A 25,225-nucleotide genomic window follows, 5' to 3' on the forward strand; every position below is an offset into this window, starting at 1 on the left:
TCAGGCGGCCCCGCCCTGCTGCGGCAGGGGATGTTCGCGGTAAAATTCGACCTGCATCTTCATCGGACCGGTCAGCCTGACAAAATGCAGATCCTGCGGCGGGATCGGCGCGGGATTGTCGACGGTGACCAGACGCCGTGATGGCGGGTCGATGAAGACCAGCTCGACCTCGCCCTCCAGCACCCGCAGCAGCCCCCAGGTGCCGTCTTTGGTGCTATGCTCGTTGCGCAGCTTGTCGGGCAGGCTCTGTTCGTCGTATATCGGCGATGCGGCATAGGGGACCGCCGGCTCGGCGGGGCCGGCCATCAGACCAGCGCCCGGATAAAGGCAAAGGCGCAGGCGAAGACCGCCAGCAAGATCGGAACGGTCAAAATCTGGGCATGAACCGCCGCATCATCCATCCAGCCGGTCTGCGTATCAATGCCGCCGGTGGCATGAACCTGCGGCAATATTTCCCGTTCGCGTGCGCTGACTCTGTTCAACACCGCCGCCGTACCAAAATACATGACCGTATAGGCAATACTGATCAGCAGCGCGAATATCGCCGCCACGCCCCGGCCGGTGGCGACGAACAGGGCTCCGAAAAAGACGGCATAGGAACCGAACATCGTGGTCCATATCGACGCGGGCAGTTCAAAGGTCCGGCTTTCGTGCGCGGCCGCCCGATACCGGTCTGACAAACCCTGCATTTCCGCGTTGATCTCTGCCGCAACCGCCTGGCCGCCTTCGATCTGGAAATCCATCAGCATGACAATGTCTCCCTTGCAGAAGAGCCCGACCCGAGGCCGTCTCTTTGAACCTTGATGCCGGTGAGCAGGCTGGATGCGATCCGCCCGGCCGCCTCGCGAAAGACCTGGCCCGCCGCATCATTGGGGGCAACGTCGTCCAGCGTCCGGTTCCACAGCACCAGCCAGCGATCAAAATGCACATGGTCGAGACCGCCGACTGCAATATGCTTGAGCATCGGATTGCCGCGAAACCGCCCCGGCTCCAGCGCTACAGATGCCCAGAAATCCTTCATTCTCGCGAGATGGGGTGTCCATTCCGCGACATGGGCCTCGAATATCGGCCCGAGCAGCGCGTCGCTGCGGACCGCGCGATAGAAAGTTTCGACCAGATCGGAGATAAGCGCATCGTCGATGCCCATCGCATGGGCTTGCGCCATTTTCTTCGCTCGGGCGCGTTCGGCATATCCTGGTTCGGTCATTGTCTCGACTCGCTTAAGATGCATTTTATATATACCTTTTATCGCCCTTTGCCTTTAAAAGCAATATATGATATGCATCTTTTATGAGATTGTCCGTTCAAACCGACTATGCGTTGCGTACATTGATGTATCTGGCCGCGCATGAAGGTCACCATTCGATTGCCCAGATCGCCCGGCAATACAGGATTTCAAAAAACCATTTGATGAAAGTCGCCCAGCGGCTGGCGGCCGAGGGTTTTGTCGACAGCGTGAAGGGGCGCAGCGGCGGCCTGTTGCTCGCCCAGCCTGCCGAATCCATCAATGTCGGCCACGTCGTCCGCACGTTCGAGGATTATGGTGCCTTCGTGCAATGTTTCCCCGAAGCCGATGACAGCTGTGTCGTGACGCCCGTTTGCGGCCTGCGCCATGTACTCGCCGACGGAATCGACGCATTCCTCCGGCATCTCGACGGATACACCCTGGCCGACATTGTCGGTGACAAGGCGCGGTTCATATCCGTCTGGCAAGGATCCGGTCCGACCCCGACCAGCCGAAACATCAGCAATATTGTGGGCGATTGACGGAAAAATCTGTATCAGACCTGCCATGTCAAATTCAAACGCACTTCTGGTCGCCTTGCGGCAGATTAACCGGGCGATCGATCTCCAGTCCAAAAAACTGGAACGGGAGACCGGCCAGACAACCCCGCAACTCCTGCTCCTGAAAGCCCTGGAAAAAGACGGGCGGGCCAAACCGTCGGTAATCGCCAAATCGGTGCATCTGTCGCATGCCACGGTCACATCGATTGTCGACCGGCTGGAAAAATCCGGGATGGTCACCCGCGAAAAAAGCGAAGATGACCGGCGCTCGGTGGAAATTGTCCTGACCGACAAAGGCCGCACATGCGTCGAAAATGCGCCGGAGCTACTGCAGGAAGATTTTCTGGTCGCCCTGTCAAAGCTCGAACCGTGGGAGCAAAATCTGCTGATCTCCTCGGTCCAGCGCATCGCGGTAATGATGGACGCGAACCAGATAGAATCCGCACCAATACTGGAGATTGGCGAAATCTAGTTCTGCGGTATGACTTCGGTCATGACCTCGCCAGCCGGCAAGTCCCACGTCAGGTGCCGGTCATCCAGCACGACCATATTCTTGTCGGTGATCAGCGTGCCGAGGGTTTTGTAACCCAGCAACTGCATGGCCGACAGGGTCGGGTTGCGGGCCAGCGCCATCGTCTCGTCGGACGAGAAATTGGTCAGACCCCTGGCCAGCTCGTCGCCGGATTCGCCATAAATATGGATCACATCGCCTTTAACATACGGACCCTGGATGGAAAGCACATCTTCCCGGCCGATATTCCGCCGTCCGTGTTTGAAAGCTTCGGCGGTCGCCGCGTTGACGACAATACTGCCCGCCATTTGCAGACGATCCGACAGCCAGTTGGCCCATGCGGATTCGGGCCGTTCATTCGCCATTATTCTCGTGTGCCGCCGTTCTTCGTTCAGGACCGACGTCACCGGATGCTCATATTCGCCATGCGCGATCCGCGTGTCACAGCCGGCATTTTGCGCCATATGGGCAGCCTGGATTTTCGTCAGCATCCCGCCGCTGCCGAGGCTGCTGACACCTTCGGTCACCGCAAGATAGGGCGAAACATCGGTCACTTTCTCAACCAGTTGCGCACCGGCTTCGGACGGATCCTTGTCGTAAAGGCCGTCCACCTGTGTCAGGATGATCAGTTCGTCGGCCTGCAGCATCTGCGCGATTTTTGCTGACAGCCGGTCATTATCACCAACCCGGATTTCTTCCGTGGTGATCGTGTCATTCTCGTTGATGATCGGCATGATATTGGCATCGAGCAGACGGTCGACCGTATTCTTGGTGTTCAGGAACCGCTTGCGGTCTTCCAGATCGCGCAAGGTCACCAGTACCTGCGCTATTTCGAAGCTATATTCATGGGCCACCTGCTTATAGGCGTTTAGCAACAGCGGCATACCGCAGGCCGCCGCTGCCTGCTTGTCGCGCAGACCGGCCGTCTCCGGCCGTTCGCCGATCATGTTCATGCCCAGCGCAACCGAACCGGAAGAACAGAGGATGACTTTCGCGCCGCCTTCCCGCAGCCGGGCGATATCCTCGAGCAGATTATGCATGAAAGCCCAGCGCGGCGTGAGCCGCTGTTCGTTGGCGAGCAGGCTGGAGCCGACTTTAACAACGATTGTTTTGCCTTGTACCATTTGACGTGATGCCCTTATTACTCTGTGACGGAGGTAGGGATTGAACCTGACCAGTGCAATAATTTAGTGATCAAAACATTTAATTTTGCGTGAAAGCTATATAAAATAAGCATTTGTTGACATATCTGTTTTGAATACTAAGCACATCGCAAGATCCATATTCACCAACGGCAAGAGATTGAATTGACAAAAATATTACTCCTCGGATGCGGCAATATGGGCGGAGCGCTGCTCAAGGCCTGGGCCGCTCACACCGAACATGAATTTACCGTGGCAGACCCGGCCAGCCCCGACCTGCCGGAAGGCGTGTCCCTGGTCGGTTCGGTCGAGGAACTGGGCGAACAGCTTTTCGACTATCTGATCGTGGCGCTGAAACCGCAACTGATCGATGATGTGCTTCCCGGCTATCTGCCAAGACTGAAGCCGTCGGGCGTCATAAGCTCGATCGCCGCCGGCTATTCCGCCGCAAAGCTGGCCGCCCATGCACCCGGCCGGTCGGTCATCCGGATCATGCCGAACCTGCCCGCTGTCATCGGCAAGGGCGTCAGCGGTCTCTACGCCCATGGGACCGTGCCTGAAATGGCATCCGGCACCATCGAGCAACTCGCCTCTTGTTCCGGCGACGTCGTCTGGGTCGACAGCGAGGATATGCTGGATCGTCTGACCGCAGTCGCCGGAAGCGGCCCGGGCTATGTTTTCGAGATGCTGCGCGCCTATGTCGATGCTGCCGAGAATCTGGGTTTCAGCGGGGAAGACGCGAAAAATCTGGTTCTGGGAACCGTCCGCGGGACGCTCGATCTGGCGCTGGATTCCGACCTGTCGCTCGAGGACCTGCGCAAGAATGTCACCAGCAAGGGCGGCACCACTGCAGCCGGCCTCGCCGCGCTGAACGGTAGCGAGGAATTTTCGACGCTGATCCGCGACACGCTGCAAGCGGCCTATGAGCGCGCCGTCGCGCTACGGTAGGATTCAGGTTGGCAAAATGCGCGATTGCTCCGCGCCTGAAATGTCTAGCCAGTAAAACCGGGCGCCCGGTAGATTTCGGTTCCGCGCCGGAAGACGACCAGCTTCTTGAGCGTCACCGGGTGGAAGAAGGCTTCGATTGCCTGACCGCTTTCGGTTCTGGCATAGACTTCATAACAGTCGCCCTCGACCTGGGTCTTGAGCAGTTCCCAGCCTTCCATCCAAGCCTTTTTCTTCAGTTTCGCAATCGGCTTCCATTTCTCGGTCGGGCCGGCGTTGCATTTGATATCGCCGTCCGCATAGGCCGGCTGCGCCAGCATCAATGTGGCCAGAACGGCGGCGGCGGCCGTATATTGGCGGGAAATTTTTCTCATGTCATACTCCGTTGCGTGCGTTGTCGCCGGCTGCGACCGATGTAGCGTAAAATCCAGGCCACTATGAGCGGGGCGAGATGAACCATTGCTGGCTGCCAGACCCAATCCAGTAAAATCCAGTGAACCAGCGCGATAATCAGCGCGGGATAGACGAGGCGCTGGATATTTTTCCACTGTCGTCCTAGTCGGCGCATCGCATAGTTGAAGCTGATCATTGCGGGGAGCAACATCAGCACAAGCGACAACCAGCCCGTCCAGATACCGGGGATGCCGAACTCTTCGAGCATCGCCGCGAGGCTGTTCATGTCGAATATGTAGAATATCAGATGCAGCATGGCATAGCCGAAAGCCGCGACGCCGAGATTGCGACGGATCTTGATCCATCCCCTGAAAAAGCGGTTGAGACCGAAAAATTCGGACAAGGGTCCGGGCAACATCGCGAGGATCATCAGCCGCACCGACATTTCCCCACTGGGATGCAGCATGTCCATCGCCAGGACATCGTCTTGCGAGAAGGACCAGAGCATGAGCAGGCCTGGAAGCGCGAGCAGCAGCCAAAACAGCCCTTTTGTCACATATCTTTTCATAGCGTTGCCCACCGCCGCAGCAAATTGTGATAGACGTGGATCAGACGATCGATTTCGGGATCATCATGGGTCCGGTCGGGCGTCAGCGACTGGATCGACTGGTCGAGGTCGAACAGCAGTTCCCGCGCCGAGGCATCGGCAACCGCGCTCTGCATCCAGGTGATCGCGCAAATCCGCTGGCCGCGCGTAACCGGCATCACCTGGTGCAGGCTGGAAGACGGATACAGCACCATGTCGCCTGCCGCGAGCTTGACCGGCTGCGCGCCATATTGTTGTTCGATCACCAGTTCGCCGCCGTCATATTCGTCCGGATCGGACAGAAATATCGTGGCCGACAGGTCGCTGCGGATGGTCAGATTGGCTTCGGGGAGGCGCATCAGCGCGGCATCGCTGTGCGTGCCGTAATGGCCGCCGTCCTGATAGAGATTGAAAATGGGAGGCCAGATTTTTTCGGCCAGCGAGGCGGAGATGAACAGCGGATCATTGCCCAGTTTGCGCAATATGACGTTGCCCAGTTCGACCGAAAGCGCATTCTGCCGATCGATCTGCAAATTCTGCTTCACCTTGACCGAACGGGTACCCGCCGAGGCCGCGCCATCGGACCATTCGGCGGCTTCGAGCTTCCGCCTGAAATCCCGGACCTGCTCCTCGTCCAGAATATTTTCGATGATTGTAAGCATGGGACCAGCCGTTTGTTGAATTGAAAGAGGGGCGACGAATCGCCGCCCCTCCTTCTCGTATCAGAAACGTCCGGTGAGCGTTAGCGTCGCGCGGCGTTCGTCACCCTTGTAGAGGAAGTGACCGCTGCGATAACCGGCAAGATAATAGTCCTCGTTGGTCACGTTGGTCATATTCACCCGGGCCGAGAGATTCTCGTTTACCTTGTAGCTCGCGAAAGCGTCAAAGGTCCAGTAATCCGGAACGCGGTAGGTGTAGACTTCCCGCGTCGTATTATAGCTGGCCGCATCGTCCGGCTGGCCGGTGAACATCTCTCCCTTGTAGGTAGCGGTGCCGCCAAAGGCGAAGGCCTCTGTCGCCTGATAACGCAGCTGCGCCGATGCCTGGGTGTTGGAGAAGTTGCTCAGACGGCGACCGATCTTGGAGGCGTCATTCGAATCCGTGACTTCCGAATCCATGAAGGTAACCGATGCCTGGCCGGAGAGTTTCGGCGTGATATTGCCGACGAGGCCCAGTTCGATACCGCGAACACGGTTTTCACCGGTGTTCAGGCTTCCGCCCGCGGCATAGTCATCGCCAGCCGATTCAAACACGTCGCTCTTGGTGATCTGGAAAGCCGCCGCGGTAAGCATGAGATGATCATCGAACAGATCCGCCTTCACGCCCAGCTCGTAGCTGGTCGAACTTTCCGGACGTCCGTCACCGATGCCGGTTCCGTCATCGACGCAAATGCCGCCATAGCCGCAGTTGCCGCCCAGATCGGACTCGCCACCATTGATATTCTTGGCGGTGCCCCAGTTGAAATAGACATAGACCTCATCCATCGGCTTCACGCCAATGCCGGCATGACCGTTCCACAATGTATCCTTGTAACGATAGCCGGTTTCGTCTCCGCGGCTGACAACATCATTGCTGTAATCAAACGCATCAACCCGGACACCACCATGGATGGAAAGCCAGGGATTGATATCGACCGTATCCATCAGATAGACAGACATGGTCTCTACCTGCCAAGCGCTGTCAACATCGCCATCGAGTATCTCGCGCTGCAAGATGTTGTGGATGTCATCAACGTTCACATTGCGATTTTCATCGGTAATACAATATGAAGGATTCAGGCTGCCACCTCTGCCCGCCGTAATACAATTTGTCGCTCCGGTGCTGGTCGTATCATAGGTCCCGTTCGCGACTTTCAGGTTCGAATATTCGAGGCCTGCAACCACGTTGTGCGCGATTGAACCCGTATTGAAATCGGCCAGAACATTGAGCTGGTTGACGAAATATTCGACTTCCTGATTGCCCTGATGGTCGCTCAGAGTCAGGGGGCCGAATGTATCCGTGTCGGTATCATAGGCACCGCCGCGAAGGCCGGTCAGCACATAGCCGTTGGACGTCTCGCCATAGCGCGTGGAGTTCACGATCGTGAACCCGTCAAACGGTGTGATGAAGATACGGCCAGTGAACGTATCGACGGTCGTGTTGAGAAAGTCCTCGGTCTGGGTGTAATTGGGAACATCGTCCCATGGACCATGGATCGTGACATCGTCGGGTCCGGTGCCTGTAGGCGCCGGAACATAGCCGCCCAGGTCCGGCGTATCGTCGGCTTCGAGATGATAATAGTCGAGCAACACGCGCACTGTATCGTTCAGCCGGAAGCTGCCGGAGATCGCCGCGCCGATACGCTCGCGATCCGAGAAATTGCGGTTTGGTGCTTCGTCATAGCCGTAAAGCAGGTTGGCACGCAGCGCGATATCGTCGCTCAGCGCCCAGTTGCTGTCTAGGGTGACGCGGTAGAAATCGTCGGTGCCGATACCCAGGTCGATGCGGTTGAAATTATAGTCGGTGCTGGCCTGTTTGGTGATTGAGTTCACCGCGCCACCGGTCGAACCGCGACCGGCGAAGGAAGAGCTTGGGCCCTTGGTGATTTCAATCTGTTCAACCGCAAAGGTTTCGCGGGTGGTCATGCCCGGATCGCGCAGACCGTCGACAAACACGTCGCTGCGCGCTTCATGGCCGCGGATGATGTAACGATCGCCAAAGGCGTTGCCGTTTTCACCGGTACCGACGGTGACGCCGGGCTGGTTGTCGAGAATATCGCGCAGGTTGGTGGCGCCCTGCTCGTCGAGCTGGCTTTCCGTCAGCACGGTAATCGTTGCCGGCGTTTCCGACAGGGGCTTCACGCGGCGCAAATCGCCCGAAACGCGGGCCTTATAGGGCGCGCCCTTCTGGGTGTAGGGATTTACGTCTGCCGCATTGTCTTCGATCTGGAGCGTTTCCAGCTCGACTTCTTCCGGCTCGGCATCCTGGGCAAAGGCGGGAGCGGTCGACAGCGCGGTGGTCAGGCCCAACGCTACAACAGCGCTGCGCTTGCCGAAACTGCCAAAGCGCAGACTGGCCGGCCTTTGCATCTGGGACATGTCTTTCTTCATCGTGAAACTTCCTTTTTTCAACGGGTTCTGAGGGAATAATCAATGGGCAGCGAGATCGTGACTTGGTCTCGCTCCATGGATGCGGGCATGGCCGGCAAGGGTGCTACGCGTTGCATCAGCGCCAGAGTGGCCTGGTCGAGAATGGTATGCCCGCTGGAGCCGGTGATCGACACATTGGAGATATTGCCGGTACGATCGACCGTGAACCGGACCTTGACCACACCCTGTTCGCGGGCCTTGCGGGCTTCGGTTGGATATTTCTTGCGCTGGTTCAGATGCGCGCTGACCATCGCATAATAGTTGGCGCGCTCTTTCTTGGCTTTGGGGCTGTTTCCGGAAGTGCTGCTTGGCGCAGACTTAGTAGCAGCGACCGGCGGTGCTTCGCTTCGGGCGGGAGTCGCCACCGCGACCGGCGTAACCTCGGCCTGCTGAACCGGCCTGACAGGGGCCGCAGGCTGCTTGGCCTCTGGTGGCAATATGACCGCATCATCCGGCAACGGAGCGCGTACGGTCGGGACCTCGAACGGCAGCGCCTGTTGCGGCGGGATATAGTCCGGCTGCGAAGCGGGCGTCGGCTCAGACATGGCCTCGCTCGCACTCGCAGGGGGAAGTTCCACGAGAACCACCGGTTCAGGGATGGGGCGGTCGTGCGGAGCCTTCCATGCCATGGCAGCCACACCCAGAAAGGCATGGGCTGCTACAGCAATGGCTGCGGCGGTAACCCAGCGACGTTTTTCGTCAGAACTGAGCATCGCCTTGTTCATTTTGCCGAACCCGATTCCGCGCCCACGAGGGCAACGTGCAGATAGCCGGCAGAGCGCAAGGAGTTCATCGCGCCCATGATCGTGTCATAGGTAATGGTCTTGTCGGCGCGCAGAAAGATGCGTTGCTCCCTGTCGGAACGGGTCGCCGTTTCGATCGCGGCCCCGAGGCCGGCTTCGGAGACGGGTGTTTCGTTGACGAGAATATTGCCGTCGGCCTGGATCGACAGGAAGACAGGCTTGTCGGGTTTCGGCGCGGCATTGGCGGTAGAGACCGGCAGGTCGACCTTCACATCGACCGTCGCCAGGGGCGCGGCGACCATGAAGATGATCAGCAACACCAGCATCACGTCGATGAAGGGCGTGACGTTGATGTCGTGATTTACCGGAAGGTCATCGCTATTGTCGTTGAGCCGGATCGACATTGTTTCAATCCTTTTCGATCTTCACGGTGCCGCGGCTGAGATCGCGCGAGACCAGCCGCAAAATGGCGGCGGCGGTGTCCGAAACAAGCGCGCGATAGGCAGATATCTGGCGGGAGAAATGGTTGTACATGACGACCGCAGGAATAGCCGCAACGAGACCGAGCGCCGTCGCCAGCAAGGCTTCTGCAATACCCGGAGCCACAACGGCGAGATTGGTGGTCTGCTTTTCGGCGATACCGATGAAGCTGTTCATAATGCCCCAGACCGTGCCGAACAGTCCTACGAAGGGAGCCGTCGCGCCGATGGTCGCGAGAATATTGACGCCGCGCGTCATCTTGCGGGAAAGCGCCGCTTCATAACGTTCGAAGCGGGAAACAATGCGCTCCTTGACACCATCGCCGTCCTGCAGGGCATCGGCGGACAGCGCGAGCTCGGTCGACGCTTCCTGTACCAGAGCCGTTTTGGACAAAACCGCATCGCCGTTGGCATCATCAAGAGACCGCAGCTTGGCGACTTCATCATGGATGAGACGCTCTGCTGCCATGGCCTTGCGCAGCTCGGAGAGCTTGGCGATGAAAATTGTCCAACTGACCAATGAAGCGATGATCAGGCCGATAATGACGATCTTCACGATCCAGTCCGCCTGCGCGAACATGCCGCCCACGCTCAGCTCGACGGGGATGGTCGACAGGGAAGACGCCGCGGCTGCGCCGGCGGATGTCAGCAACGCTGCAATTGCCACGGATTTTATAACATGTCCCATAAGTCTCTTGGCCACTGTTGCCCCCTGATATGACTCATGCGAATCATTCGCATCGACGAGAGGCCAATTACAGCTTCTTATTGCTATTGCAAGTGATTCTCATTAATTTACTGATCATGAACCGGGCGGCCAAATATCCTGTTGTTCGTTTACCTATGGGACGAACGTGGTTCTCGGCTGGCGTCGGCTGGACATGTGCAGATTATCCGAAACGGTCCTCGCCCGGTTTGGCCACTTTCTTCGCCAGAACGCGATGGTCCTCCGACGATTTCACCGAACTCGCCCTGACAAAGATGTACAGGCTTGATTGATCGGGGTAAATCTTTAGGAAATTCATCATTACCATGTCGAATTTTACCTTCAGAACTTAAAGTTACAGGCGTCCATGAACTATTTTTACAATTGCTATGATCTGGCCATCGAAAGCGAATTGGCCCTATCCGAAATGGTCGCCTTGTCCGACACGCCGGAAACCATAGATGTGCGCATCACGCAGGGCGCGATCAATCCGGATGGCCTGGAAGGGGCCGAGCAAATCGGTCCCTTCCTGTGGGCCACGCCGAATGCCCTGCAATTGCACGTTCCGGATGTCGCCCGTTTTCTGGTTCGCGACGGCAACAGCATCGTATTTGATCCGGCACCGGGCATAGACGAGGACAGCGTGAGGGTTTTCATGCTCGGTTCGGCGCTCGGTGCATTATTATTCCAGCGCGGCTATCTTGTGCTGCACGGCAACGCTGTTCAGATCGGCGACGGTTGCATCATCTGCGTCGGTCACTCGGGCGCAGGAAAATCAACGCTCGCCGCCGCTTTCATGCAGCGGGGCTATAAATTGCTGGCCGATGATGTCGTGCCAATCGACAATGATTGCCTTGCCATCCCGGGCTTCCCACGGATCAAGCTATGGCAGGATGCGGCGGACAAGCTGGAAATCGACACCACGCCCCTCACCCGGATCCGACCGGACATGGAAAAATTCAACCTGCCGATCACCGACAATTTTGTACCCGAGCCGCTGCCGGTGAAACATATCTACATCTTGCGCAGCGACGATGAGGATGGCTTTTCCTCTACCGCTATCAAGGGCTTGCAAAAATTCCCGGCCCTCCATGCCAATACCTATCGCCAGAAATTTCTCGACAGCATGGATTTGCGTCCGGACCATCTCAATCTTTGCGGGAAGCTTTCGGGGCAAACAGCGATTACCCGTGTTGTCCGGCCGCGAATGGGGTTTGAAGTCGATCAGCTGGTCGACCATATTCTGGCTGACCTGTCCGAAAGCGTTTAGACATGGGCGCTATTTACTGGCTTTCCTCCTATCCCAAATCCGGCAACACGTGGTTCCGCACGTTCCTGCAGAATCTTCAACAGGATGGCGATGCCCCGGTTGACATCAACGAATTGCATACCGGCTCCATTGCCAGTGGCCGTGGCTGGCTGGACGAAGTTCTGGGATTTGACACCGCCGACATGCGGCATGACGATATTGATGCCCTGCGGCCCGCGGTATACGACTGGAGCCTGCAATCGCCGGATCTGGAATATCACAAGATTCATGATGCCTATACATTTCTGCCGTCCGGAGAGCCATTGGTCAGCAGCAGGGCAACACGGGGCGCAGTCTATTTCGTTCGCAATCCGCTCGACGTGGCATCTTCCTTTGCCAATCACCTGCAGTGCAGCGTCGATGATGCGATCGTGCGGATGGCATCTCCGAAGATGAGCTTTGTGAAGTCGGAAAAGAGGCTGAACGGCCAGGTACGGCAAAAATTGTTCAGCTGGTCCGACCACGTGCTGAGCTGGATCGATGCGCCCGATCTCAATCTGGAAATCCTGCGCTACGAGGATATGCTCGAAGACAGCCTGGCCACATTCACCCGGGCAGCGCGCTTTCTCGAACTGCCCCATGACCAGCCCCGGGTTGAGAAAGCGATCCATTTCAGTCGCTTTGATCGCTTGCAGGAACAGGAAAAATCTACCGGATTCAAGGAAAAACCGGCCAACACGCCTTCCTTTTTCCGTCAGGGCAAGAGCGGCGGCTGGCGGCAGGAACTGAACGAGGAACAGATTACCCGAATCATCGCCGATCACGGACCGGTGATGCGGCGGTTCAACTATCTCGACGAGCACGACAACCCGCTGTAGATTTCCGCCTTAAGGATATTTTGCCCGGCATCCCGAAAGGCAGGGCGGAACATCGCAAGCCTGTTTACCCTGGCAAGGAAGCCAGACGATTTCTCGTCTGAAGCTCCGACAGAAATCCTCCCGTCAGGATTTGTGGCAGACTACCGCCGAAGCCGTTGTTGCCTTCCAGCAATATCGGCCCCTGAGGGGTCAAGACCCAGTCCCAGGCAATGGCCCAAAAATCGGCATAGTGATCATGCGCCGCCAGGCTGTGATCAATCAGCGATTGCCAATCGGGCAGCGGCAAGTGATCGTCGCGTTGCGCCAGCATATCGCGCTGGTTCTGCCGGGCTTCGGCAAGCAGCAGCATATCGTCTACTATCGGCTGTACCAGCCCGCTTTCTGCATCGACTGGCAGGATGACATAGACGTCGCGCTTGTCGGACGGCTTCCGCATGGTCGGAATTTCCAGTGTCGCAGACAAAATGCTGCTGCCTTGTTCGCTTCGCCGGGTAATACAGCGGACGGTGATCGCCCGCCCATCCGGTACCAGCGGTGCCAGTTGCGGATGATTTTGCAACGCCGGCTGCACCAGACCAATGTCCAGCTGCAGCAACGCTTCCCATGCCGCCATCACGGATCGTCGATCGGGCAGCGGGTCGCCCTCGAACGTCCGCCCCTCTATGACCTGTCCCATTTTCCAACATTCAAAAGCACCGAGCCCGCGATTACCCGATCTGCTTTTGCAAAACAGCCGACGATGTTTTTCAAGAGCGGCGGCAAAATCAAATCCGGTGTCTGCTGAGGCGATTGCCAGGATCGGCGCCATCGGTATGCCGCGCGCCTGCAGGAAATCCGTGGCGGCAGCCTTGTCAGCCAGCCGGGCCGTCGTCTCCGGCGATATGGCCCGGCGGCTATTCCGCCATCTATGGAACGCAGCGATATGGCGGTCGCTGACATAGTTCCACAGGCGCGCGGGATGTTCGACAAGTCCGAAGCGATAGGCCTCACCGGGCGGCATGCACGCCCCGATGCTGATCCGGACGAGCGTGCAGAACTGGCGTGGTCGTGAAACACCCCGTTCGTCGCGAAGCCTGGTGCCATAACCGCGCAGCGCCCTGAACAGGGCCAGCCAGCCGAACAACCCTGCCCATTTCAGCCATAATATCGCTTCAACCAGCACGTAGAGCGGCTTCGGCATACCGGGCAAGGCAGTCCAGAATATCTGCCTGTGCGCCTCAATCTGCGGATTGCTGGTCGACAAATAGCGCCAGCTGACCATCCCGTGCGGGATGTTGCGCCACAAAAGCTCCCGACGAAGCGCCTTGAGCCATCTTGTGACCTTGCTAGGCAACCGATAGGCCATTGAGCCAGACGTTGAGCCACTTCACAGCCAACATGTGCCGCCTGATCTGGAAATTCGCCTCGGCATCAAAGCCATGTTTCTCGATCTGGTCGATCTTCGCCCGCCATTTGTCCCGATCTATCATGTCGGCCAGCAGCGGGTGCAGCTCGTCATCAATCTGCTTCATCGTCTTCACGATTTCGCTGCTGTTGTTCCGCGAGGGAGACTGTCGCTCCCCCATATATTTCGATCTTTTCCATGCCACCCGATCGGGTACTGTTCCGGTAATGGCCCGGCGGTGCAAATAGCGGCCAATACCGCCCGGACCTGCGCGCTCGATAATCGGCGTGGACAGATATTGCTGGACCAGCCGTTTGTCCCAAAGCGGCCAGCGATAGTCGATCCCGTAAGATGCAGCCATTAGCGTGCAATTCTCAAGCCGCGTCGGCACATAGGCCATCTGCAACAATCCGCTGATGATCCAGTCATTATGCTTGCGATGCACGGCATCGTAGCGCGCCGTTTCCATATATTCCCGCTCCAGATCATAGCGGGCGACAATCTCGTCGCGGAGCGGCTGCTCCGGCCATCTTTTTTTCCAGACGGCTAGAAAATTCGCATTGTATCCGGCATTTTTGCGCTCCTTATATATACGTCTGAGCAACCGGTAGATGCGCAGCGGCAGCTTCCCCCGCATCAAGTCTATCGCGGCCTTGTAAGCGCCCTTGTCGATGAGTTCCCGCTGGATGTGGTTGGCGTAATTGGTGACCACCTCGTCGCCACCATAGCCGGAGAACAATGTCCTGATGCCGTATAGCTGGCACTGATCGTAGAACGGCCGGTGCGACGTGGCATTGCCATGTTCTTCCGGATAGCCGAGAATTTCCAGATCTTCCCGCATCTGCTCGTCCGAAAAGCCGGACCTCCCATATTGGGAAGTATTGATATGGTTATGGACGATTGACGCCGCCTGACTGGTTTCCAGAATATAGGCCGGCTCCTCTTCCGAGAGCGCGAAGCCGAAACTGTGCAACCGATCGCCCGGATCGCCCATGAACTTGCCAAGATAGGCCGTGATGGTCGCGGAATCGATACCACCGCTATTTTCCGTGCCAAGCGTATAGTCGCTGACCATCTGGGAGCGCATTGTCTCCTCCAGAACCGCGCGATAGGCCTCGACACGTTGCGGGTCGCGGGTAAAGACATCCGGTGCATCATCGCGCCAATGATGATAGCGGCGCAATTCATGGCGCCCTTCGCCGATGCTCAGCGAATGACCGCCGGGCAATTTCATGATTTCCTTGAAGGCCGTCCGGTCATGGCTCTTTGATTGGCCGATGACATAGCGCGCGATCCATTCCGGATCGGGGGTTGGCCGTGCATTTCCTAGTTTGAGCAGCGCTGCTGAAGTGGAAGCGAAAAGCAGACCCTGTTCATGCGGCCAGTAATAGAGCGGCTTTACTCCGACCGGATCGCGGGCGAGAAAGGCCGTCCGCCGTTCGCTGTCCATAATGGCCAGCGCAAAATCGCCGGTCAGCTTCTCCGGCAGGCTCTCCCCCCATTTCAACCATCCGGCAAGTATAAGTCTCGCATCGGGGGTTTCATCCAGTGGCCGGTCGAGTAACAGTTGCGCGGCCAATTCATCGCGATTGTCCAGCCTGCCCCAGAACGCGACGCGGAGCCGGTCTGACACCAGCGGGACCGATCCGATATGACGGGATGACGGCGTATTGAAAATATCCGCCTCGACCAGCAAGCCATGCTCATCGCGCTGGTAGCCACTCACGTCCGGCTTGTACCGAGGGTAAAGGGAAGAGACCCAGACGTCCGGTGTAATCCATGCTTCAACCGGGGGAGAATTATCGAAACACAGCAGTCCGGCAAACATATATTTGATCACACGATTGTTGATAGGGTCTTCAAGACAACTAGGGCGATATCGCGCTTGAGGCCAGCGCTTTTCACAATGCGGCAAGCCTCTTCCCCTCACCCGCTCGTATGGATTGCAAGCCAGACTTGCCTTTGATAGTGCTGTGGCAAATCTAATCACGAGAGATTTTTTATGAGCGAACTGAAACTCGACAGCATCGTCCGGAGAAACCCTGAAATGGTGTCCGCCGACATGGATGGCGAAATGGTGATGATGAGCATCGAAGACAGCGCCTATTACGGGTTGAACGCGGTCGGCTCCAATCTGTGGGAGGCCATGGAAGAACCTGTAAGCGTTACCGCCCTATGTGATCATGTGACCCGAAATTTCGATATCGACCTGGCGACTTGCCAGAGCGATGTCATGGAATTGCTGACAGATTTGCGCGAGCGCAATCTGGTGCAGTTGGCAGGATAGCAAATGGAGGGTTTTCTCCTCCCGTTGCAACGGACATGATCAAGACCCTGAAAAGAAAATTTGCGACGGCCAGGCAACTGCCGCCCCTATTCTATCTCTGGCTCGGCCCGGCGTGGGTACTGTTGGGACTGAGCCGCTTCGTCATTCTGACCATGACGTTCAAACGTTTCGCCCATTGGCTCGGCATGCACGACGGTCTCGCCCCGCGCACACCGCTGATCACGGCTGCTCAGGAAAAGCGCGCCCGGGCGATCAGCAGCGCAATCATCTTCGCGGCGAAATTTGCACCCTGGAAAGCCAATTGTTTTCCCCAGGCGATCACCGCGCGGCTGATATTGGGACTATATGATATCCCCTATGCGCTCTTCTTCGGCTTGATGCGCAGCAAGCAGGAAGAGGATCGGGGCGAGATCAAGGCCCATGCATGGGTTGTGTCGGGCCGTGTCAATGTTACCGGCGGCCGCAGCTTTGGACAATTCACGTCGGTGGGCTGCTTCGTTTCGAAATAAGCCTTCCGGCCCATTGCCACTGCTGTTTCCATTGCGCCAAACCGGAACAGCGTGCGATCGGGAACTATCGCTCCCGCCGGTGTGTCACCAGGGCAATTCATTCCCGTCGTAGGACAGAAAAGAGCCCGATTTTTCCAGCGTCATGGCATCGATCCGGGCGCGCACGCCGGCGATCGATTCTTCCACCTCGATATCCGCTCCTTCGCCGCTCATGTCGGTTTTGACATAGCCCGGATGTATCGGATTCACGATGATCTTCTCGGGCTTCAATGCCACAGCGAGATTGCTGGCGGTCATGTTGGCCGCCGCTTTCGACGCCGCATAGCCGAACATGAAGCCATGTGCGGTTGTGATCGATCCGATGATGCTGGTCAGGATCACCACTTTCCTTTCCCCCGATGCAGCGACATTCCTGAACAGCGTTTCGACCATTTTCATCGGTCCGATTGCATTGGTCCGGAAGGGTGCGATCCAGTCGGCTTCGAAGTCCGATTTTCCAAAAGTCTGATCGGTGAATCCCGTGGTAGCAGGCGGGTTCTTGCCGAAAATTCCGGCATTGTTGATCAATATGTCGATCGGGATCCCATCAAGCCGCTGACCAAGCCGCTCGATCGATTTCTCGTCGGCAACATCCAGCTTTTCAATTTGAATACGACCTGTTTCGGCCGCAAGCGCCTGCAATTCGTCAGCATCGGCTGGCGAACGGCAGCATGCGATGATCGATACGTCATCCTCTCCCGCATAGGATCTGGCCAGCCCCAGTCCCAGCCCCCTGTTCGCTCCTGTGATCAATATCGTTGTCATGGGCCATCCATCCTTGCCGGCAATAACCGGTCATATCACCAATTCAGTGTCCATGGACAGGCTCGAAAGCGCATCAGTCAAGGTTACGGAAAATCATGGTCGTTCAGCGAGCCGGGCCGTCAATCCAGAAATTCTGGCGCAAGGGATCATCTGCACCGGCGCTGCTGTCCGGTTCCGATTGTTCAATAACCACGAAGTCATCAAGCAGGATCGCGCCTTCTCCGTCTCCTTTCATCTGCAGGATCGGGCGGGTCGGCAACGGCTTGCCTTTTGCTGTACGCGGTGGCGGAAAATCAAAGCGGAAATGCTGCCAGCTTCCCGCCGCTATCGCTTTTGATCCTGCCGCTTTCCACTCGGCTTCCTTCAGGGACAGAAACCGTCCAACGCCCGGCGATCGTGATTGCAGGGACAGCGAAAGCTGTAGTGGCGCGTCTGCCCTGATCCATCCGGCAACGGAATAAGCCGAGCCTTCCAGTACCCGCAGGAATGTCCGTGGCATTATCGCGACCTCGTCCCCGCCCGGCCTTTTCTGAAGCGCCAGTGCGTATCGGCCGGACCGGCTGTCTTGGGATAGCGCGGCCTCGGCATTTCGAACCTCCCAGCTCTGGTCAACCGCGTCTTCATAGCGGGCTGCCTCAAAATCCCCACGATGCCAGATATCCTTAGCTGCAGCCAGATTGCCGATATCTTGACCGGCGCAGGACACGGGACCTTGTTCAAGGTCGAAAGGCAAGCGCCACATTCCGTTTTCGGCGGTTTCTGCAACAGGGCAGGCCGGAGCCGGACTGCCGGAGATATGGGCTTTATTGCTGATAACTCCATGACCACCTGACATCGACATTTCAGTGCCCAGGGCCCGTGACTGGCTGAACAGCCGGCGCAACACACCTTCCCGCATGCCGGCAACGGCCGGCACCGGTCGATAGTCCAGCAATTGCACCGGAATGGCTTCCGCTCGGTAGAATTGATCACCGTCCATCCAGACCTTGAGCACATAGGCGAGCTGCGCTTCGAAAAAATACTGGTCGAAGACGAAATTCCCCAGCGAATAGGCGATCAGTTTGCCCTGATATATCTCCAGCCCGTGGGTGACGTGCGGATGATGGGCGACCACCAGGTCGGCCCCCGCGTCGACGGCCGTCCGCAGGCGGGATTGCGTGATTTCCGTCGGTGAATCGCTATATTCGCGACTGCCGTGATATTGCACGACCGCGATCCTGCCGGCAGCGGATTCGCGTTTCACCGCCCGGCCTATATTGCCGGCGCTCCCGTGGGCCGCCCCGCCCTTGTCTTTGCCGGCAACCTGATTGGGAGAGACTCTGCCCGCCCATCCGACAAAGCCGAGCATCGAATAATCATGCCCGCCAATATCAATTTGTGCGGCCTTGAGCGCTTGCTCTGCCCTGCGGCCCGCGCCGGAATACAGCAGACCTGCCGCATCCAGCGCCGCCGTCGTCGATTCCAGGCCAACATCGAGATAGTCGTAGATATGGTTGTTGCCCAAGGTCACATAGTCGATGCCGGCGTTTTTCAGGGCCGCAGCGCTATCGGGGTGGCTGTAGAAGGTAATCGATTTCGGCGCCCGCTGCGCCGGCTTGCTGGCCGAAACTATTGTTTCCAGGTTCACCGCGGCGAAATCCGATGCCTGCAAATAGGGCGCCATTGGCGCCAGCAGCGCTTGCATATCGCTGGCCCTGCTAGCCGGGCGGATCAGCGGCGACGCGCGGAAGCTGGGCTTTTCATAACGGCGCCCCATCATGACATCACCGCCGAAGATCATTTCGACCCGGCCCGGCTTGCGTGCAACAAGTTCGATCTTCGGAACGATATAATGACCATTGTCCGAACGCTGCAATTCTGTCTGGGCGAACGTATAGATGCCTGTGAAGAGCGACCGGCTGTCAAAACGAAGCTGATAGATATCCGCCTGCACCACGCGTCCGGCATAGCGACCGTCATCCTGCGCCCCGAGTTTTTGACCGTTGACCGAAATCGACACATCATCGGCGGAAAGCGGTCCTTCATCGGCGACCACCCTTCCCTCGATCATAACCATTTCAGGCTGGCTGGCGAGAAGCGGCATGTAAGCGGCGAGGCAGGCCATAAACGCGAACGCAAGGATATGGCAGCCAGCTCTGACAAGGCTGAACTGATGCCGGCTTGCAGCCTGCGGCTTCCCAAAACTCATGATGACCCTCGCTTTCCCGATATGCGTGCCTTTTCCAGTCAGGCGACGTCGACAATTTGATAACCGAAAGCCGGAAAACATCCAACATGCTCATCGTTCAAAGGCGCATAGCCAAAGGCTATGCCAGACATGTCGAACGATATTGGATGATCGCCGGCAATATGCACAGAGTAGCTGCTCTAGTCATTGGAAGAACGTTTGAGCAAAATTCGCACAGCCTTGATCATCGGCGCCGGCGTTGTCGGCATAGCAAGCGCTTATGCACTGGCGCGGCGCGGAATCGCCGTGACGGTTCTCGACGCCATGCCCGGCCCTGCCATGGGAGCATCCTTCGGCAACGGACGGCAATTGAGCTATGGCTATACCGATGCCCTTGCCAGCGCGGATCTGCTGCGCAAGATTCCGCGCCTGGCGCTCGGCAGGGATCCGGCTTTCCGGATATATCCCGCATTCGATCTCGCGTCGATCCGCTGGAAATTGCAGTTTCTGGCCAATTGTACCGAACGGAAATTCCGCAAGAACAGCCTGGCCAGTCTGCAACTTGCCCGCAAATCGCGCAATGCCATGGCGGCGCTGCTGCAACGGCACGAGATTGAATTCGGTCACCGGACCGCAGGCAAGATGCTGCTCTTCGGCAACGCGCAGTCTTTCGCCCGGGGCTGCGAAATCATGAACATGAAGGTCAGCAACCAGGAACGGCAGATGGCTCTGAGCCCCGATGTCGCCAGGGAGATAGAACCCGCTCTCAATGCTGCGGGCAGCACCTTTGCCGGCGTGATCTACGCCCCGACAGAGGAAACCGGCAATGCAGCTGTTTTTTCCGAAAATCTGGCTGACATTCTCCACCGGGAATATGGCACATCATTCCGATATGATGCGCGGGTCTGCAAGATTGCTACAGATAGCGAATCTGCCCGGGTCATTCTGGATAGCGGCGAAGAGCTGACAGCCGACCTGGCGATTGTCTGTTCGGGTGCCGCGGCGGGGAAATTATTGCGTAAAACGAAAGTCAACACGCCGATTTACCCGATGAAGGGATATTCCTTCATCGCTCCGGCAACCGCTGCCAGTCCCGAGGTCAGTATCACCGATGTGGCGCGGAAACTGGTCTTCACCCGGATCGGGGACGAGATGCTGATTGCCGGACTTGCCGACCTAGGTGATGACAGCAGCATTGTCAGACCAGACAGAATGGCCGATTTGATTGCATCCGCCCGCGCGTCCCTGCCCGAGGCGGCAGATTATGATGCAACCCGGAACCACTGGTCCGGTCTTCGCCCCATGACGCCCAATTCGCTGCCAGTGATCGCGCGGCCAAGCGCCACACTGGCGATCAATGCCGGGCACGGGATGCTCGGCTGGACGCTCGCCATGGGATCGGGTGAACAGCTGGCTGAACTGATTTGTGAAAGCTAGCCGCGAGGCTAGACATCGTCAGCGGAAATATATTCCTCGACGTCGATCTCGCCCGCCATCCGGCCAACCGCAACGGCCACTGTCGCATCACCGGTAACATTGGTCATCGTGCGCATCATGTCCATGATGTGATTGATACCGGCGACAAAGGCGATGGTTTCAAGCGGCACGCCGATCGAGCTGAGCACGAGGCTCATCATCACCAGCCCGGAACCCGGTATGCCGGCAGCGCCGACGGATCCCAATGTCGCGGTTAATCCGATCAGCAGATAGGAAGTCCAGGTCAGGTCGATCCCGTATATCTGCGCGCCGAACAATGCCACCAAGCCCAGATACATGGCGGTTCCGTTCATGTTGATCGTCGCGCCCAAAGCCACGGTGAAGCTGGCAACGCTTTTCGACACGCCAAGATTGCGCTGCACACAGCGCAAGGTGACCGGCAAAGCTGCGTTCGACGATGCGGTGGAAAAGGCAACCGCCTGTGCATCAACGATACCGCGAAAGAAATCGATGACGGGAAGCTTGGCGATGGTCTTCAAGATCACCGGATAGACCACCAATATGATGATGAAACAGCCGGCATAGTTGAGCGCCACCATTTTCGCGAGCGGCAGCAGGGCCTCGAAACCAAAGGTCCCGGCGACCCAGGCCATCAGCGCAAACACGCCAAAGGGTGTCAGTTCCATCACCAGCATGGTCATCTTCTGCATGACGACGGACCCGGCATCGACGCCGCGGATGATCGGGGCGGCATCCTTGCCGGCCATCAGCAAGGCGATGCCGAACAGCATGGCAAAGATGATGAGCGGCAATATCTGTCCCTCCGCCATCGACATAACCGGGTTCTCCGGGATCAGTGCCAGGATCATGTCCGTTGGCGATGTCGCGGCCGGTTGCGGGATTTCAACGCCGGTCGGCAGGCTTATGTCCAGCCCTATACCGGGCTGGAAAATCGTCCCCATGGTGAGGCCGAGCGAAACCGAAATGATCGCCGTGGTAACGAAAAGCAGCAAGGCCTTGCCGCCGACATTGCCGAGTTTCTTCAAATCCCCCAATGCCGCGATACCGGACACCAGCGAGAAGAAAATAAGGGGCACGATCAGCATCTTGATTGCGCGGATGAACAGATCGCCGATCCACTTGATGCTTTCAGCTCCCGGCCCCCAGAACAATCCCGCGGCTATGCCCAGCACAAGCGCCCCGACGACCCGTTGCCACAAGGGGATTTTGAACCAGAATTTCAACATTGGGTTTCCTTAAGCAGGGGACTTCCGGGCAATGCTCCGGTCGATTGTCCGCCGGATATCACGGGCTGGCCGTTGACAAACAGATGCCGCACGCCAGTCGATAGCAAGCGCGGTTGTTCATATGTCGCCCTTGGTGCGAATGATTCCGAATCAAAGATTACAATATCTGCCGCCATCCCGACCTTCAGATAGCCGCGATCCGTCAGACCCACAATGTCGGCCGTCTGCCCGCTGCTCCGACGAATGAACCGGGAGAGGGACATTGATTTCCCGTCGACCACAAGGTCCCGATAGGCCTTGGGAAAACTCGCATATTTGCGCGGATGCCCCGTACTGCCGTCCGACCCTGTCACCACCCAGTCTTGCCGGGCAAAGGCTCTGATATCATCCGCATGCATGTTGAAGGAGGCGACACGCGCATCACCGGTCTTCAGGATATCGATCGCGACATCCAGCGGATCGCTCCCGCTTCGGGCGGCAAGCTCGGCCAGCGTCTGGCCGATTTCGATTGCAGCGTCGCCCAGTCCACCGGTGATGAGCAGTTTTTCCGCTCCGCCGCGCCGCACCAGATTCCCCGCCATTTCGCTCCTGATCCGGTCCAGCATCGCCGCATTTTCCAGCCGCTCGCGCAAACCGGCCAGACCTCCATCCAGCGCCCATCGCGGGACGAGCGCGTTGCTTATCCGCGTACCCGAAGCGGCCCAGGGATATTGGTCGGCGGTTATGCTTTGCCCCTTTTCTCGTGCCGTATTGACCAGAGAGATTATCCGGCTGCTCTGTCCCCAGACAGCCGGTCCCAGCGCCTTGATATGGGAAATATGCACGGCCGCGCCGGATTGCCTACCGATGGCGATCGCTTCGCTCACCGCGCCGATCAGACCGATATTATAGCTGCTTTCATCGCGTAAATGGCTGTCATAATAGCCGCCCTTGCGACCGGCAATTTTGGCCAGTTCAACGACTTCCGCGGTTCTGGCGAAATTTTGCGGGGTATAATATAGCCCGGCGGACAGGCCGAATGCGCCCTCGCACATCGCCCGGGTCATCATATCCTTCATCCGTGAGAGTTCGGCTTCCGACGGCGCACGATCATCATCGCCGATCACGCTTTTGCGGATATAGCCGAAGCCGGCGAGATAGGCGACATTCGTACCGATGCCCTGCTGTCGCGCACCGGTTGCCATCTTCGCTATTTCGCTGCTGCCATAGCCGTCATTACCGGTCAGGACGGTCGTAACCCCCTGAAAGGCGAAGGCCTTGTTCTGGCGTTGCTCGGGATCGGCCGAGGCCAGCTGGTTGTCGGCATGGGTGTGCGGGTCGATAAAACCGGGAGCCACGATCAAGCCCGAAGCGTCGATTCTATTGGCATCGGCGAACTGATCGTCAGTCGCGTCGCCGATGAAGACGATCCGGTCCGATCTGACCGCGATATCGGCGATCCGGGGCGCGGTGCCGCTGCCATCATAGACCAGACCATCTTCGATCAGATAGTCGGCTGCAATCCGTTGCGGCGGCTTGAATGTTGTCTGACAGGCCGAGAGCAGCAAAAGCGCGAGACCAGCGACCAGAGGCGCAAAGCTTTCGCGCCCTTTCATCGGGGCGTTTCGGTTTCCAGCAGCGTTTCCATCATCGAGGTCGCTGCCGCAACGGCAATTTTGCGGACAAGCCGACGATCCGTTTCGTCACCCATTTCATAGGTCATGGTGGGAACCCCATATCTCTTGTGGACATAATTTTTCGAATTGGACTGACCCAGATTATGGCCAGCGTCCCGGTTGATCTCATAGCCCGGCATCCGCTGTTGCAGCAAATCCAGCCAGTTTTTCAGGAACAGCGGCGGCGTCGTCTGATAATCGTCGGGGATGGTGTAGAAAATATCATATCTGGTGGAATGAAAATCGACAAACAGACGGAGGTTCTTGTTCGGCTCCTCTTCAATACCGTCCAGCAGGTCTTTCATCAGTCGCGTTTCCGGCTGCGTGAACGGCCCCCAGTCCCGGTTCAGATCGACATGACCGGTGCTGTGGCGCCAATAGCCGCGCACGACGCCATCGGGATTGAGCATCGGCACGACGATTGTCTCGAATCGTTCCCGGTAGCGTTTTGCCAGCGGCGTATCCGCCAGCAGCGTTTCGACGAAGGGCAAAATCGCCAGCGCGCCGGTCACCTCGGGAGGGTGCTGCCGACCGATCAGAACGACCTGCTCGAGCGGCTGCGTCTCCTTTTTGCGAATTGTAAGCGCGGGAATATCCCGCCCTTCCGCGGATTTGCCGAGCAGCCAGCTTTCGGCCGCCGGTGATTTCGCCGTCTGGCCAAGCCAGGCATTGTACACCGACGGTGGCAAAATTTCCTGGGCGGAAACAAATAGCGGAACATTGTTGAGCTTTACGGTAACCCGCGCCCGCTTCAGTCCGTCTACCTCTTCGGCCTTTACAAATTTCTTAGGCAGATAGTCCCAGTTAACCCCGTCCTTACTGATCTTGGGCCAGTAGCGATGTCCGCAGGCTTCATAATTCAGCATCAGGGTAATCTTGCCGGGCTTGCGGGGTGTCAGACGAAATGCGTACCAGGCACTACAGTTGATCGGCGGCTTGTCCTCGGGTGCCAGTGTGACCTCGATTCGTTTCGATCCCGAAGGCCTGCAAGACGCAACGTTGCCGGAAGGGAAAGCCGTGTCCAGCGCAACATTGTCCGTTTCACACCGGATTTTGTTGTCGGCCCCCGCGGCATGCGCGGGAGCCGGCAGAAAAGCGGCCAAAGCAAATGCCACCATCCCGATCGAAATCATTTTCAGATCGAAACGGAAAATGCGACCCGGCATCATTTCAGCTACTTTATACATTGA

The 25,225-nt window shown here is 57.7% G+C and carries 26 protein-coding genes; 8 read left to right on the plus strand and 18 right to left on the minus strand.

All coding sequences use genetic code 11. The annotated features are described in order from the left end of the window. The 3 genes from CHN51_RS02275 to CHN51_RS02285 are packed head-to-tail and all read right to left on the minus strand — an operon-like array spanning position 1 to position 1,207. On the minus strand, positions 1-306 hold the full coding sequence (locus CHN51_RS02275) for a DUF1971 domain-containing protein (protein WP_100092561.1): 306 nt from the start codon (positions 304-306) through the stop codon (positions 1-3). Further along, positions 306-749, minus strand: a complete 444-nt coding sequence (locus CHN51_RS02280; protein WP_100092562.1) for a hypothetical protein — start codon at positions 747-749, stop codon at positions 306-308. The genes CHN51_RS02275 and CHN51_RS02280 overlap by 1 nt, the downstream gene beginning before the upstream one ends. Beyond that, on the minus strand, positions 743-1,207 hold the full coding sequence (locus tag CHN51_RS02285; RefSeq protein WP_100095383.1) for a group III truncated hemoglobin: 465 nt from the start codon (positions 1,205-1,207) through the stop codon (positions 743-745). The genes CHN51_RS02280 and CHN51_RS02285 overlap by 7 nt, the downstream gene beginning before the upstream one ends. A gap of 83 nt (positions 1,208-1,290) precedes the next feature. Between CHN51_RS02285 and CHN51_RS02290 the strand changes: the two genes are divergently transcribed. Further along, a complete protein-coding gene (locus CHN51_RS02290) occupies positions 1,291-1,767 on the plus strand; it encodes an Rrf2 family transcriptional regulator (RefSeq protein ID WP_100092563.1) in 477 nt (158 codons plus the stop codon). Between the two features lie 25 nt (positions 1,768-1,792). After that, positions 1,793-2,257, plus strand: a complete 465-nt coding sequence (locus tag CHN51_RS02295; protein WP_100092564.1) for a MarR family transcriptional regulator — start codon at positions 1,793-1,795, stop codon at positions 2,255-2,257. Here CHN51_RS02295 and proB read toward each other — a convergent pair. Next, entirely contained in the window at positions 2,254-3,420 is a 1,167-nt protein-coding gene (gene proB / locus CHN51_RS02300; protein WP_100092565.1) for a glutamate 5-kinase, read from the minus strand. The two genes, CHN51_RS02295 and proB, sit on opposite strands and share 4 nt — an antisense overlap. Positions 3,421-3,603: 183 nt before the next feature. Here proB and CHN51_RS02305 point away from each other — a divergent pair, with 183 nt between their 5' ends. Beyond that, positions 3,604-4,386, plus strand: a complete 783-nt coding sequence (locus CHN51_RS02305; protein ID WP_240616835.1) for a pyrroline-5-carboxylate reductase — start codon at positions 3,604-3,606, stop codon at positions 4,384-4,386. 44 nt (positions 4,387-4,430) lie between these two features. Here CHN51_RS02305 and CHN51_RS02310 read toward each other — a convergent pair whose 3' ends face one another. Genes CHN51_RS02310 through exbB form a run of 7 tightly spaced genes read right to left on the minus strand, consistent with a single transcriptional unit; the run spans position 4,431 to position 10,400 of the window. Then, positions 4,431-4,757, minus strand: a complete 327-nt coding sequence (locus CHN51_RS02310) for a PepSY domain-containing protein (protein WP_100092567.1) — start codon at positions 4,755-4,757, stop codon at positions 4,431-4,433. After that, the gene (locus CHN51_RS02315) at positions 4,754-5,344 is read right to left on the minus strand and encodes a ferric reductase-like transmembrane domain-containing protein (protein WP_100092568.1); all 591 of its coding nucleotides are present in this window, start codon (positions 5,342-5,344) and stop codon (positions 4,754-4,756) included. Before CHN51_RS02315 ends, CHN51_RS02310 begins: the two co-directional genes overlap by 4 nt. Then, on the minus strand, positions 5,341-6,024 hold the full coding sequence (locus CHN51_RS02320) for a Fe2+-dependent dioxygenase (RefSeq protein WP_100092569.1): 684 nt from the start codon (positions 6,022-6,024) through the stop codon (positions 5,341-5,343). The genes CHN51_RS02315 and CHN51_RS02320 overlap by 4 nt, the downstream gene beginning before the upstream one ends. Positions 6,025-6,084: 60 nt before the next feature. Beyond that, positions 6,085-8,451: a TonB-dependent receptor gene (locus CHN51_RS02325; protein WP_100092570.1), complete on the minus strand. Its 2,367-nt coding sequence runs from the start codon at positions 8,449-8,451 to the stop codon at positions 6,085-6,087. Positions 8,452-8,468: 17 nt separating this feature from the next. Next, the gene (locus CHN51_RS02330) at positions 8,469-9,203 is read right to left on the minus strand and encodes an energy transducer TonB (RefSeq protein WP_164088960.1); all 735 of its coding nucleotides are present in this window, start codon (positions 9,201-9,203) and stop codon (positions 8,469-8,471) included. An 8-nt stretch (positions 9,204-9,211) separates the two neighbouring features. Continuing rightward, positions 9,212-9,637: a TonB system transport protein ExbD gene (gene exbD, locus CHN51_RS02335; RefSeq protein WP_100092572.1), complete on the minus strand. Its 426-nt coding sequence runs from the start codon at positions 9,635-9,637 to the stop codon at positions 9,212-9,214. Between the two features lie 4 nt (positions 9,638-9,641). Further along, positions 9,642-10,400 carry a tonB-system energizer ExbB gene (gene exbB / locus CHN51_RS02340; RefSeq protein WP_100092573.1) on the minus strand — a complete coding sequence of 253 codons (759 nt, stop codon included), beginning with the start codon at positions 10,398-10,400 and terminating at the stop codon, positions 9,642-9,644. Positions 10,401-10,785: 385 nt separating this feature from the next. Here exbB and CHN51_RS02345 point away from each other — a divergent pair, with 385 nt between their 5' ends. Further along, positions 10,786-11,688, plus strand: coding sequence for a hypothetical protein (locus CHN51_RS02345; protein WP_100092574.1), 903 nt, complete (start codon positions 10,786-10,788; stop codon positions 11,686-11,688). 2 nt (positions 11,689-11,690) lie between these two features. Further along, positions 11,691-12,545: a sulfotransferase domain-containing protein gene (locus CHN51_RS02350; protein ID WP_100092575.1), complete on the plus strand. Its 855-nt coding sequence runs from the start codon at positions 11,691-11,693 to the stop codon at positions 12,543-12,545. Between the two features lie 64 nt (positions 12,546-12,609). Here CHN51_RS02350 and CHN51_RS02355 read toward each other — a convergent pair whose 3' ends face one another. Both CHN51_RS02355 and CHN51_RS02360 read right to left on the minus strand, forming a co-directional pair. After that, complete coding sequence (locus tag CHN51_RS02355) at positions 12,610-13,878, minus strand: sugar-transfer associated ATP-grasp domain-containing protein (protein WP_164088962.1); 1,269 nt, start codon at positions 13,876-13,878, stop codon at positions 12,610-12,612. Continuing rightward, a complete protein-coding gene (locus CHN51_RS02360) occupies positions 13,871-15,769 on the minus strand; it encodes an asparagine synthase-related protein (protein WP_100092577.1) in 1,899 nt (632 codons plus the stop codon). The genes CHN51_RS02355 and CHN51_RS02360 overlap by 8 nt, the downstream gene beginning before the upstream one ends. Before the next feature lie 162 nt (positions 15,770-15,931). Between CHN51_RS02360 and CHN51_RS02365 the strand changes: the two genes are divergently transcribed. After that, positions 15,932-16,216 carry a lasso peptide biosynthesis PqqD family chaperone gene (locus tag CHN51_RS02365; protein ID WP_100092578.1) on the plus strand — a complete coding sequence of 95 codons (285 nt, stop codon included), beginning with the start codon at positions 15,932-15,934 and terminating at the stop codon, positions 16,214-16,216. A 35-nt stretch (positions 16,217-16,251) separates the two neighbouring features. Further along, positions 16,252-16,725, plus strand: a complete 474-nt coding sequence (locus CHN51_RS02370; protein WP_100092579.1) for a lasso peptide biosynthesis B2 protein — start codon at positions 16,252-16,254, stop codon at positions 16,723-16,725. Positions 16,726-16,809: 84 nt separating this feature from the next. On the opposite strand, the gene CHN51_RS02375 is transcribed toward CHN51_RS02370, so the two are convergent. Together CHN51_RS02375 and CHN51_RS02380 are read right to left on the minus strand one after the other, a co-directional pair. Continuing rightward, a complete protein-coding gene (locus CHN51_RS02375) occupies positions 16,810-17,529 on the minus strand; it encodes an SDR family oxidoreductase (RefSeq protein WP_100092580.1) in 720 nt (239 codons plus the stop codon). Between the two features lie 103 nt (positions 17,530-17,632). Further along, the gene (locus CHN51_RS02380; RefSeq protein WP_164088964.1) at positions 17,633-19,717 is read right to left on the minus strand and encodes a CapA family protein; all 2,085 of its coding nucleotides are present in this window, start codon (positions 19,715-19,717) and stop codon (positions 17,633-17,635) included. Positions 19,718-19,915: 198 nt separating this feature from the next. On the opposite strand from CHN51_RS02380, the gene CHN51_RS02385 reads away from it, so the two are divergent. Further along, positions 19,916-21,133, plus strand: a complete 1,218-nt coding sequence (locus CHN51_RS02385) for an FAD-dependent oxidoreductase (protein ID WP_164088966.1) — start codon at positions 19,916-19,918, stop codon at positions 21,131-21,133. A gap of 8 nt (positions 21,134-21,141) precedes the next feature. Here the strand turns inward: CHN51_RS02385 and CHN51_RS02390 are convergent, their stop codons facing one another. The 3 genes from CHN51_RS02390 to CHN51_RS02400 are packed head-to-tail and all read right to left on the minus strand — an operon-like array spanning position 21,142 to position 25,222. Beyond that, positions 21,142-22,380 carry a dicarboxylate/amino acid:cation symporter gene (locus CHN51_RS02390; RefSeq protein ID WP_100092583.1) on the minus strand — a complete coding sequence of 413 codons (1,239 nt, stop codon included), beginning with the start codon at positions 22,378-22,380 and terminating at the stop codon, positions 21,142-21,144. Further along, positions 22,374-23,975 (minus strand): amidohydrolase family protein, encoded by a 1,602-nt coding sequence (locus CHN51_RS02395; RefSeq protein ID WP_100092584.1) that lies wholly within the window; start codon positions 23,973-23,975, stop codon positions 22,374-22,376. Before CHN51_RS02395 ends, CHN51_RS02390 begins: the two co-directional genes overlap by 7 nt. Next, entirely contained in the window at positions 23,972-25,222 is a 1,251-nt protein-coding gene (locus CHN51_RS02400) for a M14-type cytosolic carboxypeptidase (RefSeq protein WP_100092585.1), read from the minus strand. Before CHN51_RS02400 ends, CHN51_RS02395 begins: the two co-directional genes overlap by 4 nt. Positions 25,223-25,225 lie beyond the last annotated feature (3 nt).

Origin of the sequence: Sphingorhabdus sp. YGSMI21, assembly GCF_002776575.1 — a bacterium.
Taxonomy (GTDB): Bacteria; Pseudomonadota; Alphaproteobacteria; order Sphingomonadales; family Sphingomonadaceae; genus Parasphingorhabdus.

What these genes read in the sequence shown, in the direction of transcription:
- CHN51_RS02275 (WP_100092561.1), bottom strand. Translation starts at nt 306, where the DNA reads ATGGCCGGCCCCGCCGAGCCGGCGGTCCCCTATGCCGCATCGCCGATA.
- CHN51_RS02330 (WP_164088960.1), bottom strand. Translation starts at nt 9,203, where the DNA reads ATGCTCAGTTCTGACGAAAAACGTCGCTGGGTTACCGCCGCAGCCATT.
- CHN51_RS02315 (WP_100092568.1), bottom strand. Translation starts at nt 5,344, where the DNA reads ATGAAAAGATATGTGACAAAAGGGCTGTTTTGGCTGCTGCTCGCGCTT.
- exbD (WP_100092572.1), bottom strand. Translation starts at nt 9,637, where the DNA reads ATGTCGATCCGGCTCAACGACAATAGCGATGACCTTCCGGTAAATCAC.
- CHN51_RS02370 (WP_100092579.1), top strand. Translation starts at nt 16,252, where the DNA reads ATGATCAAGACCCTGAAAAGAAAATTTGCGACGGCCAGGCAACTGCCG.
- CHN51_RS02395 (WP_100092584.1), bottom strand. Translation starts at nt 23,975, where the DNA reads ATGAAAGGGCGCGAAAGCTTTGCGCCTCTGGTCGCTGGTCTCGCGCTT.
- CHN51_RS02345 (WP_100092574.1), top strand. Translation starts at nt 10,786, where the DNA reads ATGAACTATTTTTACAATTGCTATGATCTGGCCATCGAAAGCGAATTG.
- CHN51_RS02280 (WP_100092562.1), bottom strand. Translation starts at nt 749, where the DNA reads ATGCTGATGGATTTCCAGATCGAAGGCGGCCAGGCGGTTGCGGCAGAG.
- CHN51_RS02375 (WP_100092580.1), bottom strand. Translation starts at nt 17,529, where the DNA reads ATGACAACGATATTGATCACAGGAGCGAACAGGGGGCTGGGACTGGGG.
- CHN51_RS02290 (WP_100092563.1), top strand. Translation starts at nt 1,291, where the DNA reads ATGAGATTGTCCGTTCAAACCGACTATGCGTTGCGTACATTGATGTAT.
- exbB (WP_100092573.1), bottom strand. Translation starts at nt 10,400, where the DNA reads ATGGGACATGTTATAAAATCCGTGGCAATTGCAGCGTTGCTGACATCC.
- CHN51_RS02320 (WP_100092569.1), bottom strand. Translation starts at nt 6,024, where the DNA reads ATGCTTACAATCATCGAAAATATTCTGGACGAGGAGCAGGTCCGGGAT.
- CHN51_RS02380 (WP_164088964.1), bottom strand. Translation starts at nt 19,717, where the DNA reads ATGAGTTTTGGGAAGCCGCAGGCTGCAAGCCGGCATCAGTTCAGCCTT.
- CHN51_RS02295 (WP_100092564.1), top strand. Translation starts at nt 1,793, where the DNA reads ATGTCAAATTCAAACGCACTTCTGGTCGCCTTGCGGCAGATTAACCGG.
- CHN51_RS02285 (WP_100095383.1), bottom strand. Translation starts at nt 1,207, where the DNA reads ATGACCGAACCAGGATATGCCGAACGCGCCCGAGCGAAGAAAATGGCG.
- CHN51_RS02390 (WP_100092583.1), bottom strand. Translation starts at nt 22,380, where the DNA reads ATGTTGAAATTCTGGTTCAAAATCCCCTTGTGGCAACGGGTCGTCGGG.
- CHN51_RS02365 (WP_100092578.1), top strand. Translation starts at nt 15,932, where the DNA reads ATGAGCGAACTGAAACTCGACAGCATCGTCCGGAGAAACCCTGAAATG.
- CHN51_RS02310 (WP_100092567.1), bottom strand. Translation starts at nt 4,757, where the DNA reads ATGAGAAAAATTTCCCGCCAATATACGGCCGCCGCCGCCGTTCTGGCC.
- CHN51_RS02400 (WP_100092585.1), bottom strand. Translation starts at nt 25,222, where the DNA reads ATGTATAAAGTAGCTGAAATGATGCCGGGTCGCATTTTCCGTTTCGAT.
- CHN51_RS02350 (WP_100092575.1), top strand. Translation starts at nt 11,691, where the DNA reads ATGGGCGCTATTTACTGGCTTTCCTCCTATCCCAAATCCGGCAACACG.
- CHN51_RS02325 (WP_100092570.1), bottom strand. Translation starts at nt 8,451, where the DNA reads ATGAAGAAAGACATGTCCCAGATGCAAAGGCCGGCCAGTCTGCGCTTT.
- proB (WP_100092565.1), bottom strand. Translation starts at nt 3,420, where the DNA reads ATGGTACAAGGCAAAACAATCGTTGTTAAAGTCGGCTCCAGCCTGCTC.